The following is a 13689-nucleotide window of genomic DNA, read 5'->3' as shown; positions in this document are numbered from 1 at the left end:
TTGGAGAAAGCTATAGCGCTTACTCCAATACAGAGTAATCTCCGATGCTAATAGTTTCAAAATTGCCATCAAAAACCACGTGATTACCAATCATCGCATTGTCCAAATTCGCATTAGTGATTTTACTCTTGCTCTGTATTAAGCTATTTTTTACGGTTGAGTTTTCCAATATTGTATCTGCACCAACAGAAACGTATGGACCAACCGTAGTATTCTTCAACACCACATTTTCGCCAATAAAACATGGCTCAACTATATTGGCGTTTTCTTTTTTAACCGAGTTGGCAATCAGCCCCTCACCATCTTTCTTCAAAAAGTTGAGCATGCGTTGATTTGTTTCTACTGTTACATTTTTATTTCCGCAATCCATCCATTCATCAACCTTACCTGGGACAAATTTCATGCCTTTTTCCATCATGCGTTTTATCCCGTCATTAATTTGGTATTCTCCTCCATTAATGATTTGGTTATCCAAAACATATTGTAATTCGTTTTTAAGTACTCCGACGTCCTTAAAATAGTAGATTCCAATCACTGCCAGATCAGAAACAAACTCTTGTGGTTTTTCAACTAGTTCTACAATCTCATTCTGATCACTCAATTTTACCACCCCAAAAGCTTCTGGTCGGTCTACTTGCTTTACCCAAATAACACTGTCTGCAGATTTGTCTAAATCAAAATCAGCTCGAATCAAGGTATCTGCATATGCTATCACCGCTGGTCCACTTAAGGAGTCTTTCGCGCTCATAATAGCATGGCCCGTTCCCAAAGGTTCATCTTGCCGATATATAGAGCCCTTGGCTCCCAAGCTTTCTGCCAATTGCATTAAACTTTTTACCACATCGTCCCCGAAAAAGGCTGGATCTCCCAAGATAAAGGCAACTTCTTCTATTTGCTCACCCAAAACCTTTGCAATATCACTCACCAATCTGTGCACAATCGGTTTTCCGGCAACCGGAATCAAAGGTTTTGGAACCGTTAATGTATGTGGTCTTAAACGAGAACCTCTTCCCGCCATTGGGACTATTATTTTCATAAGCTTTTTAGTATAACGTATTTAGTGTTTAGTTTTATTGTACGCCGGTGCTGCCAAATCCTCCTGATCCTCTATCAGTCTCTGAAAGAGCTTCTGTTTGAACCCATTCTGCACGTTCATGCTTGGCGATGACCATTTGGGCGATGCGCTCCCCATTTTCAATAGTAAAGTCATCTGTGGAAAGATTTACCAAAATAACCCCAACCTCACCGCGATAATCTGCATCGATAGTACCCGGGGCATTCAAAACTGTAATTCCCTTTTTTGCCGCCAAACCACTTCGTGGACGCACTTGAGCTTCATACCCTATTGGTAATTCGATAAAAAGACCAGTGGGTACAATGGTCCTTTCCAAGGATTTCAAGGTAATCGATTCTTTTATGTTTGCCCTCAGGTCCATACCGGCAGAAGCTGGTGTTTCGTAGTGGGGCAATTGATGGTCTGACTTGTTTATAATCTTAATTTTCACGCTGTAGAAATATGGTTCTTAACTTATCTCCTTCCAATCTGTAAACCAATGCCAAAAATAACAAAAGTAGCAGGCTGCCTGCTATTAAATTTCTGTGAAAAACGTAAAAAGAAAGTGCAGAAAATACTATTGAAATAGAAAGGTAAAAGATGATTTTGCGCATATTATAGGGAACTGGATAGTATTTTCTTCCAAAATAATAGGATAAAAGCATCATGCTTCCATATGCGGCCAAAGTTGCCAAAGCGGAAGCCATATATCCAATTTTTGGTATCAATGCGATGTTTATGATCAATGTGATCAATGCCCCAATGGATGAAATATATGCGCCAAATTTGGTTTGATCCGTGACTTTATACCAAACTGACAGGTTGTGGTATATCCCCAAGCAAAAACTCCCCAATAATATTATGGGAACTACATTAAGTGCTTCCCAATAAACTTCATTACGTATTAATAGTTTTCCGAGAACATCTACATAAACAACAACTCCAAGAAGAATTACGGAGCCAATAATCACAAAGTAATTGGTTATCTGGGCATAGGTTCTTTGCGGTTTTTCTGTTTTGGCATGGCTAAAGAAAAAGGGTTCCACCCCCATTCGGAACGCAGTGCCAAATAGGGTCATAAAAAGAGCAAGTTTGTAACATGCCCCATATTTTCCCACTTCAGATTCTGCAATATTGGAAGGTAATATTTCAGTTAATAAAATTTTATCCAATACCTCGTTGACTGTAAATGCAATTCCTGCTATCATCACGGGGCCGGCATATTTTAACATCTGTTTCCAAATAGCAGGGTCAAATTTATAGGACACTTTAAAATAAGTGGGCAGCAAAATCAGCAACGTAACCCCGCTAGCAATGATATTGGAAATAAAGATGTACTGAATTTCCCAACCTTCTTTATAAAAACTAGTTATAAAACTATCGCCACTTTCCTGGACCATTTTTGGAAGAATAAGTAAGAAGAAAACGTTGAAGGACAGATTTATGGCAACATTAATACTTTTTAAAACTGCATACTTCATTGGTTTTTCCTGTGCCCTCAACAAAGCGAAAGGAATAATCACCAAGGCATCCAAAACCAAAATATACGTAGTGAATTTTATAAAATCCACATTGATATTGGTGACACTTGCCAAAGTTTCTTTGATTGAAAGTGCAAACACCAAAAACAGCAACGAAGAACCCAACAATGAAATCAATGAAGTGGAAACAACTGCGCCCTTATTTTCTCCTTTATGATAAAATCGAAAAAAGGCCGTCTCCATGCCATAAGCCAAAAACACATTGAAAATAGCGATCCAAGCATATATATTGATATACTGACCATATCCTGATGCATTTTCAAAAACAGACGTATACAGAGGCAGTAAGAAAAAGGAAATTACCCTAGGCAAAACTGTTGCCAGGCCATAAATAAAAGTCTGTTTAAAAAGCCGTTTAAGAGGGTTCAATAGAGACTCTGTTATAAAATCATCATTAAGGTGTGCACAAGTTACGGAAAAGCCCTTAGTTATAGCTTCTGCTGAACAATTTGTACCTTTTTAAACTCAAACAATCCAACCAATGAACATTTTATCAAAACCTTTTGTAATTACGCTTTCCGCCTTCGTTCTAATTTCCTGTGCTGATAAGAAAAAGGAGGCTAAATCTTCTGTTCAGGAAAAACCGAACATTATTTTTATCATGTCCGATGATCATGCCTATCAGGCAATAAGTGCCTATAGTGATCACCTCATTCAAACTCCAAATATTGACCGTATTGGCAAAGAAGGTATTGTATTCACCAATGCTAGTGTGACCAATTCTATCTGCGCTCCATCAAGAGCAACTATTTTGACTGGGAAGCACACCCATATCAATGGAAAAGTAGACAATCTAATGCCGTTTGATACCACTCAGGTAACCTTTCCTCAATTATTCCAAAAAGCGGGATATGAAACTGCAATGTTTGGGAAACTCCATTTTGGAAACAACCCCAAAGGGGTTGATGATTTTATGATTTTGCCCGGACAAGGAAATTATATCAACCCTGATTTTATCTCTCAACGTGGTGATACCACAATAATCGGCTATGCCACAGACATTATTACCGACCTTACCATAAACTGGTTGGACCAAAAACGAACTCGAGAAAAGCCTTTTATGTTGATGTATCTTCATAAGGCCCCTCATCGACCTTGGTGGCCAACCCCAGAAAAATTCAAAGAGTTTTATGGAAAAGAATTCCCTTTACCTGCTTCTCTTTTTGATGATTATAGCAACAGAGGGTCAGCGGCTAAAACCGCAGAAATGAATTTATTGACCCACATGAAATATACATATGATACCAAAGTATGGCCAGAAACAATTGCCAATATGAATGGTGTGACTCCGGAAGTCCCGGATTTGGTCAATGCCTTTACCAATATTTACAACCGTGCCACGGACGAACAAAAAGCCCAATACAAACCTTTTTTAGATGCTATAAGTAAGGATTTTGAAGAAAACTGGCCGTCAATGACCTCAGAAGAAAAAATGATTTGGAAGTATCAACGCTATATGCAAGACTATTTGGCCTGTATTTCTTCGGTCGATGACAATGTGGGTCGTTTACTGAATTATATGGATGAAAATGGATTGTCTGAAAACACAATGGTGGTATACACCTCTGACCAAGGTTTTTATTTAGGGGAACATGGATGGTTTGACAAGCGTTTTATTTATGATGAATCTTTCAAAACGCCATTGTTGATTCGTTGGCCCAACAAAATAAAGCCCGGTATTACAAGTGAGGAAATGGTACAAAATCTGGATTTTGCCCAAACTTTTTTAGAGGTAGCTCAAATTGAAGCGCCAGATGACATGCAGGGCGAAAGCCTTATGCCTCTTTTAACCTCTAATGAGAAAGATTGGGCCCGGGATGCCGTTTATTATCATTATTATGAATATCCAGCAGAACATCAGGTGATGCGTCATTATGGAATTGTGACGATTGATTATAAGTTAGCTCACTTTTATTATGATGTAAATGAATGGGAACTATACGACCGTCAAAAAGATCCTCAGGAAATGAACAATGTCTACGATGACCCTGCATATGCCGATGTGGTAAAAGAGCTTCATAAAAAGCTAGAGGAACTTCGTATACAATACAAAGATTCGGATGAACTCAACCAACATTATATTGATTTGCACAATGCGAGAACAGCCGCTCGGCATTAATCTTGTCACGCTGAGCCTGTCGAAGTGTGTTAAACCATGAGTGATCCTAAACTTTGACCGTGATGTCTATCCTTCGACAAGCTCAGGATGACAGTCCGGTTTGGAATTTGTTCTCGACTGCTGTCGATATGACATAAAACAAAAGGGCCACTTCTAAAGAAGTGGTCCTTTTAATGAATTCATTTATTCTCTACTAATTGTTCAATGCTTCCGCACCTCCAACTATCTCTAGTATCTCATTCGTAATTGCAGCTTGTCTTGCTTTGTTATAGGTCAACTTTAGTTGATCTCTAAGTTCCGTAGCATTATCGGTTGCCTTGTGCATGGCCGTCATACGCGCACCGTGCTCACTCGCGAAGGAATCTCTAACAGCCTTGTACAATTGTGTTTTCAATGACTTTGGAATCAATTGCTCCACAATCTCAGGCTTTGAGGGTTCAAAAATGTAATCAGCAGCACCTGAAGTATCTCCTTCAACAGGAACTAAAGGCAAAAACTGTTCGGTCATCACAATTTGTGTGGCTGCATTTTTGAACTTGTTGTATACCAAATCAATTCTATCGTAGTTACCTTCGGTAAAGTGATTCATTAAATTTTGGGCAATTTCAGCAACATTGTCAAAAGTCAACTCATCAAAAACAGTGCTGTGATTTGCAACAACATTTCCTTTTTTACCTAGGATATCATTTCCTCTTTTTCCAATCGCCATAAAATCAACCTGCTTCCCCGAATAGGTTTCATCCAACAAAACACTGGATTGTTTTATAATGTTGGAATTAAAGGCACCACATAATCCACGGTTAGAGGTAATGGACACAACCAATACTTTGTTGATGGCCCTGTTATCAGTAAACTTGCTCCCTGCATCGCCATCCAAGCTTGCGCTAAGATTTTGCAACAGCTCCGTAAGCTTATTTGCATAGGGGCGCATTGCGGTAATGGCATCCTGGGCTTTTTTCAACTTTGCAGCAGACACCATTTTCATGGCACTGGTTATCTGCATGGTTGAAGATACCGAAGCTATCCTATTTCTTATTTCTTTTAGATTCGCCATTTATATTTGGACTTAAGCTCTATACTTTCCTGAAAGATCTTTACAAACCGCTGTCAAAGTATCGGTTACCTCATCTGTCAATTTTCCAGCTTTTAAGGTATCCAATACATCTCTGTGTTTTGCATTCATAAATTCTATAAAGTCTCTTTCAAACTCTTTTATTTTGTCAACAGGAACATCTCTTAACAAGTTTTTGGAACCTGCGAAGATGATAGCAACCTGATCTTCAACTGTAAAAGGATCGTTTTGCGCTTGTTTCAAGATCTCAACGTTTCTACGGCCTTTTTCAATAACGTTCAATGTAGCAGCATCCAAATCTGAACCGAACTTAGCAAAAGCTTCCAATTCACGGAACTGTGCTTGATCCAGTTTCAACGTACCTGCAACTTTTTTCATGGATTTAATCTGAGCATTACCACCAACACGAGATACAGAAATACCTACGTTAATTGCCGGTCTTACACCTTGGTTGAATAAATCTTGCTCCAAGAATATCTGTCCATCTGTAATAGAAATTACGTTGGTTGGAATATAGGCCGATACGTCACCTGCTTGCGTTTCAATAATAGGTAGCGCAGTTAAAGAACCGCCCCCTTTTACCATTGGCTTTAAGACATCAGGAAGATCGTTCATGTCTTTCGCAATTGTGTCATCGTTGATCACCTTTGCCGCACGTTCCAATAATCTAGAGTGTAAGTAGAAAACGTCACCAGGATATGCTTCACGTCCTGGAGGTCTTCTTAATAAAAGGGATACTTCACGATAAGCAACCGCTTGTTTTGATAAATCGTCATAGATGATCAAAGCTGGTCTACCGGTATCTCTAAAGTATTCTCCAATCGCTGCGCCTGCAAATGGTGCATAAACCTGCATTGGAGCAGGGTCAGATGCGTTTGCAGCAACTATAGTTGTATAGGCCAAAGCTCCTTTGTCTTCTAAAACTTGTGCAATGGCTGCAACTGTTGAAGCTTTCTGACCGATGGCCACATAAATACAATATACAGGCTCACCTGCATCGTAAAATTCTTTTTGATTCAATATAGTATCAATACAAACCGTGGTTTTCCCAGTTTGACGGTCACCAATAACCAGCTCACGTTGACCTCTACCTACGGGAATCATTGCATCAATTGCCTTGATACCTGTTTGTAATGGCTCGGTTACTGGCTCACGGAAAATAACTCCAGGGGCTTTACGCTCCAATGGCATTTCATAAGTGTCGCCAGATATAGGACCTTTTCCATCGATAGGAACACCTAAAGTGTTTACCACACGACCAACAATACCTTCACCAACATTGATAGATGCAATTGTTTGGGTACGTTTTACAACTGAACCTTCTTTCACATCACGTGAAGGACTCAATAGTACTACACCTACATTATCTTCTTCCAAGTTCAAAACGATACCTTTAAGTCCGCCTTCAAACTCTACCAATTCTCCGTATTGCACATTAGATAGACCGTATACACGTGCGATACCATCACCTACTTGCAACACTGTTCCCACTTCGTCCAAGGAAGCGGTAGCTTCGAATCCTGATAATTGCTTTTTCAATATTGCTGATACTTCAGCTGCTTTTACTCCTGCCATTTTTATAGACTATTTGTAAATTCTCTTTTTAATCCGTTCAATTTGTTTGCTACGCTGGCGTCATATTGTAAATCCCCTACGCGCAATACAAATCCTCCAATAATGCTTTCGTCAATCTTATTTTCAATAGTGACTTTATTCCCGCTCATTTTGACAACTTCCGCCAATATTTTCTTTTCCAGCTCTCCTGTGAGTGGAACTGCCGTGGTAACATAAGCCACATCTTCTCCTTTTAATTGCTCATGGAGAATAATGTATTTAAATGCTACTTCTTGTAGCATCCCAATTCTTTTATTATCTGTTAGCGTGGTAATAAGTCCTTTGGTAACTTCCTGTGAGCCTTTAAAAATTTCATGTAACGAATTTTTCTTTACCTCACCTTTTACTACTGGGCTCTCCAAAAGGTTTTGAAGCTCTATGTTTTCAGTAATTACATCTGCTATTTCCCGCATATCTTTTTCCACAGCGTCTGCTGCTTTCTTTTCGATAGCGAAATCCAGTGTTGCTTTTGCGTAGCGTATGGCTGCTCTACTCTCTTTCATCCTCTTCTAGTTCAATTTGATATCGCCCAACATATCGTCAACTAATTTTAGTTGCTTCTTCTTGTCGGACAATTCTTCTTTGATCACTTTTTCTGCAATCTCTACTGAAAGGTTGGCTACTTGTGCTTTTATTTCGGCAACAGCTGCCTTCTTTTCACTTTCAATGGTAGCTTGTGCTTGTTTCACCAATTTATCGCCTTCTACTTGAGCTTGCTCTTTGGCATCAGAAACAATCTTATCCTTTATTTCGCGAGCTTCTTTAAGCATAGCTTCTCTTTCTCCTCTAGCCTCTTTTAAAAGTTTTTCGCTATCTGCAGTAACGTTCTGCATTTCTTTTTTGGCATCTTCAGCTGCAGCCAAGGCATCCTTTATACCATCTTCACGATCATTTACAGCTTTTAGGATAGGTTTCCATGCAAACTTCCACATAAGGAACAACAATAGACCAAACAATAATGTTTGCCAGAAAAACAGTCCTACAGAAAACTCTTCTATTAACTTTGCCATAATTACTTTCTATTTGTTTGAATTTTTAAACAAAGCAAGGCTGCAACCAACCGTTACAGCCATTTGCCTTAGATGTTTTGATTATACTGCGAAAAGAGCAGCGAAACCAATACCTTCAATCAACGCTGCTGCAATCAACATCGCTGTTTGGATTTTTCCGTAAGCTTCAGGTTGACGGGCAATAGCCTCCATAGCAGAACCACCGATTCTACCAATACCAAGACCAACACCGATAACAACTAAACCTGCACCTACCATTACTGGAATTTCCATATCTATCTAGTTTAAAAATTAAAATTCAATATATAAACCCTTCGACAAGCTCAGGGTGACATTCTTATAATTAATGGGCAGCTTCTGCCTCATGTTCATGCTCATGTTCTTCGGAAGCAAATCCAAAGTACAATGCACTTAACATGGTGAAAATATATGCTTGTAGCAACGCTACCAATACTTCAATCAACGAAATGGCGAAGGCCAATCCAAAGGACAATGGGCTTCCCAACCAACTTTTAAAGATGAACATCAGTCCGATCAAACTCATTAGTACAATGTGTCCCGCCTGCATGTTTGCATACAAACGAATAAGTAGTGAGAAAGGCTTAATGATCAATCCTAATAATTCAATAGGGACCAAAATGATATATAATGGTATTTTGCCGTACCAAGGCAATGACTTCCCTAAAGGATCAAATTGGTGCATCCAATAATCCTTTGTTCCTGTAAAATTTGTTATCAAGAAAGTCATGATAGCCAAAGAAACTGTTATGGCTATATTTCCGGTTACATTAATTCCAAGTGGAGTCAATCCAAACATATTCAAGAACCAGATGAAGAAAAATATAGTCAACAAGAATGGCATGTATTTCCTGTAACGCTTTTCTCCGATGTTAGGTCTTGCGATATCATCTCTGATGTATAGTACAATCGGCTCAAAAAATCGGCCTGCACCCGTTGGTACTCCATTATTCTTTGCATATGATCTTGCCAAACTTGTAAACAACCACAACATCAACAAGCCTGTGACAATGATCATTACCACATTTTTTGTAATCGAAAAGTCTAAAGGTTTTACATTGGTTGCATGGTGCTCCTCATCATAATTGATGGTGCCTTCTGCATCCGTTTTGTAAATTTTACTGTGATAAAGTTTGTAATAGTTTCCATCTACCTCAGCCAATGTTTCTCCGTGATGGAATTTTGAAGAGGAAAAAACCTTTAATCCATTGTCCCATAAAATAACAGGCAATGGAAATCCAACATACTTGTGCTCCCCATTTTCTTTGGTGTATGAAAACAATGAAAAGTCGTGTGCATCCTGAAGGTGATGGGAGATATATTCCTTAATTTCTGTCTTAAGGTCCTTGCCCTGCTCGTTGGCATCTTCTTTGGTTTCACTTGCAAAAGTGAACTGACCTAAAAATAGTGCTCCAATAAGAAGAAATCTCGTAAAAAAAGTTTTTCGCATTTCGCTCAAAATATCGGTCTCTCAAAATCGGTGCAAATGTAATTCTTTCTTACAAAAAGAAAAAAGCTTTCAAACTTTTATTTTTGAGGATTTTGAGGGCGTTATTTTTTGATAGATTACTCTAAGTTTTTAAGCATTCTAGAGGTGAAAAATGTTTCCAAAAAAAGAGCTACTGCGTAAGGAATAAAAAAAGCGCCAAATTCAAGGCCCGACATATCTCCATCACTCTTATATGTGGGGTAGAACAAAAGAAAGAAAAAGAGAAATTTCAGAAGGCTGCCGCCCATAAACAGAAACCCAATCTGGTTTTTTAATTTTTGGCGAAACTTATAAAGCAGTGTGAAGATAATTGCTGCCAAAAGTCCATTGACGATATAAGAGCGAATAATCAGGTTGTCTAAAATTGGCAATTCCATGTTGGATAAGACCAGAATGTGCAATCCAAAGGAAATGAGCAACAACACACTCAAAAGGGCCAAAAACCGGGTGGGAAAATTGAGCTTGGGCATCAATATTTAATTCGTTTTAATTGTTGCAAAACTACCCAAATAGAAATTGCCACTCCCAATAAAGTGGCAATTACCGTAAAAATATTCTTTTCGTTTTGATAGTGGTCATCCAACCATTTCCCGCCTTTAACTGCTAGGTAAATTATGGCGCCCATTTCAAATGCAATGCCGGAGAGCATTGCCGCATTCTTAAAGTTGTTTTTCTTTTTAGGAGACTTTTGCTGGCTCATTTGTTTTTGTCGACTGAAGCTTGGGAGCGCTGGAAGTAGATGTTTCGACTACTCCTTTGCCCATTGTACAGGCGGCATTAAATGTCGCCCCTGGTTCCACAGCCAATTTTGAAACGCTCACTGTACCTTCAATTATGGCAGATGCTTTTAAAGAAAGTAGGTCCTTAACCGCCAATTCGCCATTGAATTTTCCTTCAATGTCTGCATTTACGCATTCTACTTTTCCATTGATATAGCCGTCCTTGCCAATCACTACTTTACCGGAAGTTTTTACATTACCTTCCAATTTTCCATCAATTCTAAAGTCAGCCTCGGAAGTGATGTTTCCTTTTATTTTTGTGTTCTTTTCAATTCTGTTAGGCTGTCCTCCAAATTCTGTCATAGGTCGCGGTTTTTTGTTGTCTGAAAACATGGTGTTCTAGGGTTTTGGGGTTGAAATATATTCTTTGTATGATTTTAAATTTTTATGGACTTGAATGATTTTGTAATTGTTGGATAAAACTACAAAATTCTCATCTTTGATTCGATAGTCCTTATTGTTTTTTATAAGTTCGGCATAGCCCAGTGCAAAATCTTTGGACCTGAAGCCATGCACCACCACAAATTGGTCTTCTAAATTATATATGTCCTTGGAAACAATGTTCTTATAGTTAAGATCCTTGATGGATGCTTCCAGCCTTTCTTTAAGGTTTAAAGCTTTTTCATTGTCTCTTATCTTAAACGGAAATACAACTTTCCAATTGCCTTTTGCAGTATCGTCCAAAAATATTTTGGATTCTAATTTCGGCAACTGATCTGCAACGATTTCCTCTGCTTTTTTCCCTTCTGGATTATTAGGATAGGTCAATGCAACATAATTGAGCGCTTCCTTGAACGGTTCAAAGCCCTGCAATCTGCCAATGGCGTTTGCCTTCAATATTTCAAATTTGGGCACAATTGGGTCACCGGTAAATTTATTTATGAACTCTTGGGAGAGGGTTATAACCTGAAGGTATTCCTGCTTTTCATATAATTTATACAAAGCAACGTATCGCGCATCCGGACTATCCGTGTTGCCCTGAAGCACCACTTGTGGGTTAAGCAATATCTCTGCATAACGGGTATTGGGATGGTTGGTAATGATATCCTGCTTCATATTGCCCGCTAAAGGACTTCCCGATTCTTCGTAGATTTTATAGAGATTATATTTTGATGGCAAAATCAATCGTTCCTCTGGATCAAGTTGCAATACCCTTTCCAATTTCGCCGCCGCCAAAAGGTTGTCCTTAAATTTTTCCTTGTAAATCAGTCCCAATTGATAATTGGCAAAGTTTCGTTCACCTCTTAGGCTATCGATAACGGTTACGTCGGAAGGGACTTGATCTAGATAAAAGTCCAAATCATATTTCTGCTCATCGGTAATTACAGTTTCTGATTGTTGATTCGCGGTAATCTCTTCACCCGTTGCCTCGGATGGCAAAGCTCGGGTCTTATTACTCCAGCGCCAGTCATCTTCCAGTTCTCTACTGCCCCAACGGGTTTTAAAGTCATTTTTGCCATAACCAAGACTTGTAATATTATAAAAGTAGAACTTGCCCTTGTTCTCCTTACCTCCTTTTGATTCGGCAAAGGCCGCAAATCCTGCTTTGGTTCTTTCCAACTCCTTTTGCGCAGCTTCTTCATCTTGCCGTTTGAGTTCAGCAATAAAGTCTTCGAAATAGGCTCGGCGTTCTGCCTCAGGCATTTCATAAAGCGTGATTACACTATCGGTGTATTGAACAACGTCTTCATATTTAATAACGTCTTCGAGGTTGTCCAACTTCTTTTTTATATTTCGATGTTTCTTTGTGTTTACAACAAGATTGGTCAAGGTGCTATCATAATAGGCCCCTGCTGTTTTGTATTCGTCCTTGTCAAAATTATAGTCGGCCAAGCTTTGATAGTTGAGCGCATTCAATTTGCGTTCGGTTCTGTTGGCGGTCAATGATTTGTTGTAATAGGCTATTCCAAGACTATCGGATTGATTGGCCATATGATATTCTGCAATCTGACGATAGATCTTATCTAAAAAAGGTCGATTTTCTCGATTTTCTTCCAATTCTGTCAGATACGCCAGCAGTGCTTCTCGATTTGCATCGGTAATCTCGGTATTCTGAATTTTTTTAAGGTGCGCATTGATCATATACACACGTGGTGATTTTCTGTTCAACGCAACCACTTTATCAAAAGCATAGTTGGCACTATCCTTATGCCCTAATTGGTTGTATAACTGACCTATGATGAATAAGTATCTTCCTTTTTCGGGATTCTTTTTGGTGTAGGCTTGGGCAATTTTTAATTTTTGAATAGCAGTGTCCTTCACTTTCAGGTTGATGTAACATTGTGCCAATACGGCATTCGCGTCCGCATATTCTTGATCTTTTAATCGTTCAAATTTGAAGAGTCTTTTCAAATTTTTGATTGCCAGTTCTGGATTGTCCAAACGCATGTTGGTCTTTTCCCGCCAAATAGTGGCTTCGTTCAACTTGTCGCTTTCAATATATTTCCGAAGTACATAATTGAAGGATTCTAAAGCAGGTATATAGCGTTGATCAAAGTAGCGTGCCTTTCCCAAAAGTAGGAACGCTTCATCGGTCTGAGGGTTACGTTCCTCGTCCTTGATGTCCATGCTATGTTTTTGAATTGCTTTGGTAGCTTTTTCTTCAGCAATTATGAAATTGGGGTTATTGTTCTCTGAATCAAGCTTGATTTCTTCTGTAACTTCGAGACGTTCAACCGGTAAAATTTCCCAAAAATCATCACGATAATTTGAATTCAGTTCTTCCCTTCCCTGTTCAAAGGCAATATTGCCATTGTACAGCACATTGTACTTGGTTTTTAAGGCATGCCAATTACGGTTGACAAAGGCATCCTTTTTAGTGGAACAGGAGTTGAAAAGTACTCCTGCCAATAGGCATATTATAAAAACTCGGTGTTGAAGCTTCAAAGTTATCGATAATCGTGTTTTACCTTAACTGAAAAACGTTCAGTTTATTATAAGGCTCATCGGTAAAATGCAATAATTTTTTTATGCAATCGAAACATGCGTAAAAA

General features: G+C 38.8%; 14 protein-coding genes. 1 reads left to right on the top strand and 13 read right to left on the bottom strand.

The window, feature by feature from the left end:
- Nucleotides 1-19: 19 nt before the first annotated feature.
- The 3 genes from IAG46_RS11360 to IAG46_RS11350 are packed head-to-tail and all read right to left on the bottom strand — an operon-like array spanning nucleotide 20 to nucleotide 2964.
- Nucleotides 20-1036: a sugar phosphate nucleotidyltransferase gene (locus IAG46_RS11360; RefSeq protein WP_190810470.1), complete on the bottom strand. Its 1017-nt coding sequence runs from the start codon at nucleotides 1034-1036 to the stop codon at nucleotides 20-22.
- A gap of 34 nt (nucleotides 1037-1070) precedes the next feature.
- Nucleotides 1071-1505, bottom strand: coding sequence for a dUTP diphosphatase (gene dut, locus IAG46_RS11355; protein WP_190810469.1), 435 nt, complete (start codon nucleotides 1503-1505; stop codon nucleotides 1071-1073).
- A complete protein-coding gene (locus tag IAG46_RS11350) occupies nucleotides 1495-2964 on the bottom strand; it encodes a lipopolysaccharide biosynthesis protein (RefSeq protein WP_190810468.1) in 1470 nt (489 codons plus the stop codon). The genes dut and IAG46_RS11350 overlap by 11 nt, the downstream gene beginning before the upstream one ends.
- A 112-nt stretch (nucleotides 2965-3076) precedes the next feature.
- Here IAG46_RS11350 and IAG46_RS11345 point away from each other — a divergent pair, with 112 nt between their 5' ends.
- The gene (locus tag IAG46_RS11345) at nucleotides 3077-4714 is read left to right on the top strand and encodes a sulfatase (RefSeq protein ID WP_190810467.1); all 1638 of its coding nucleotides are present in this window, start codon (nucleotides 3077-3079) and stop codon (nucleotides 4712-4714) included.
- Between the two features lie 193 nt (nucleotides 4715-4907).
- Here IAG46_RS11345 and atpG read toward each other — a convergent pair whose 3' ends face one another.
- The 10 genes from atpG to IAG46_RS11295 form a co-directional block, all read right to left on the bottom strand.
- Entirely contained in the window at nucleotides 4908-5768 is an 861-nt protein-coding gene (gene atpG, locus IAG46_RS11340; protein ID WP_190810466.1) for an ATP synthase F1 subunit gamma, read from the bottom strand.
- A 12-nt stretch (nucleotides 5769-5780) separates the two neighbouring features.
- Entirely contained in the window at nucleotides 5781-7361 is a 1581-nt protein-coding gene (atpA, locus tag IAG46_RS11335) for a F0F1 ATP synthase subunit alpha (RefSeq protein WP_190810465.1), read from the bottom strand.
- A gap of 2 nt (nucleotides 7362-7363) precedes the next feature.
- On the bottom strand, nucleotides 7364-7903 hold the full coding sequence (gene atpH / locus IAG46_RS11330) for an ATP synthase F1 subunit delta (RefSeq protein ID WP_190810464.1): 540 nt from the start codon (nucleotides 7901-7903) through the stop codon (nucleotides 7364-7366).
- A 6-nt stretch (nucleotides 7904-7909) separates the two neighbouring features.
- Nucleotides 7910-8410, bottom strand: coding sequence for a F0F1 ATP synthase subunit B (locus IAG46_RS11325; protein WP_190810463.1), 501 nt, complete (start codon nucleotides 8408-8410; stop codon nucleotides 7910-7912).
- Nucleotides 8411-8491: 81 nt separating this feature from the next.
- The gene (gene atpE, locus IAG46_RS11320) at nucleotides 8492-8683 is read right to left on the bottom strand and encodes an ATP synthase F0 subunit C (RefSeq protein ID WP_045801726.1); all 192 of its coding nucleotides are present in this window, start codon (nucleotides 8681-8683) and stop codon (nucleotides 8492-8494) included.
- Nucleotides 8684-8753: 70 nt separating this feature from the next.
- Nucleotides 8754-9878 carry a F0F1 ATP synthase subunit A gene (atpB, locus tag IAG46_RS11315; RefSeq protein ID WP_190810462.1) on the bottom strand — a complete coding sequence of 375 codons (1125 nt, stop codon included), beginning with the start codon at nucleotides 9876-9878 and terminating at the stop codon, nucleotides 8754-8756.
- 116 nt (nucleotides 9879-9994) lie between these two features.
- Nucleotides 9995-10387 carry a DUF6168 family protein gene (locus tag IAG46_RS11310; RefSeq protein WP_190810461.1) on the bottom strand — a complete coding sequence of 131 codons (393 nt, stop codon included), beginning with the start codon at nucleotides 10385-10387 and terminating at the stop codon, nucleotides 9995-9997.
- Nucleotides 10387-10617: an AtpZ/AtpI family protein gene (locus IAG46_RS11305; protein WP_190810460.1), complete on the bottom strand. Its 231-nt coding sequence runs from the start codon at nucleotides 10615-10617 to the stop codon at nucleotides 10387-10389. Before IAG46_RS11305 ends, IAG46_RS11310 begins: the two co-directional genes overlap by 1 nt.
- Nucleotides 10595-11029, bottom strand: a complete 435-nt coding sequence (locus tag IAG46_RS11300) for a polymer-forming cytoskeletal protein (protein ID WP_190810459.1) — start codon at nucleotides 11027-11029, stop codon at nucleotides 10595-10597. Before IAG46_RS11300 ends, IAG46_RS11305 begins: the two co-directional genes overlap by 23 nt.
- A gap of 6 nt (nucleotides 11030-11035) precedes the next feature.
- Nucleotides 11036-13582 carry a lipopolysaccharide assembly protein LapB gene (locus IAG46_RS11295; RefSeq protein WP_190810458.1) on the bottom strand — a complete coding sequence of 849 codons (2547 nt, stop codon included), beginning with the start codon at nucleotides 13580-13582 and terminating at the stop codon, nucleotides 11036-11038.
- Nucleotides 13583-13689 lie beyond the last annotated feature (107 nt).

It is taken from the genome of Flagellimonas sp. S3867 (assembly GCF_014698935.1).
Classification (GTDB): Bacteria; Bacteroidota; Bacteroidia; order Flavobacteriales; family Flavobacteriaceae; genus Flagellimonas.
Note: the sequence above shows the minus strand (reverse complement) of the source record. Positions and strands in the feature narration are given on the sequence as shown.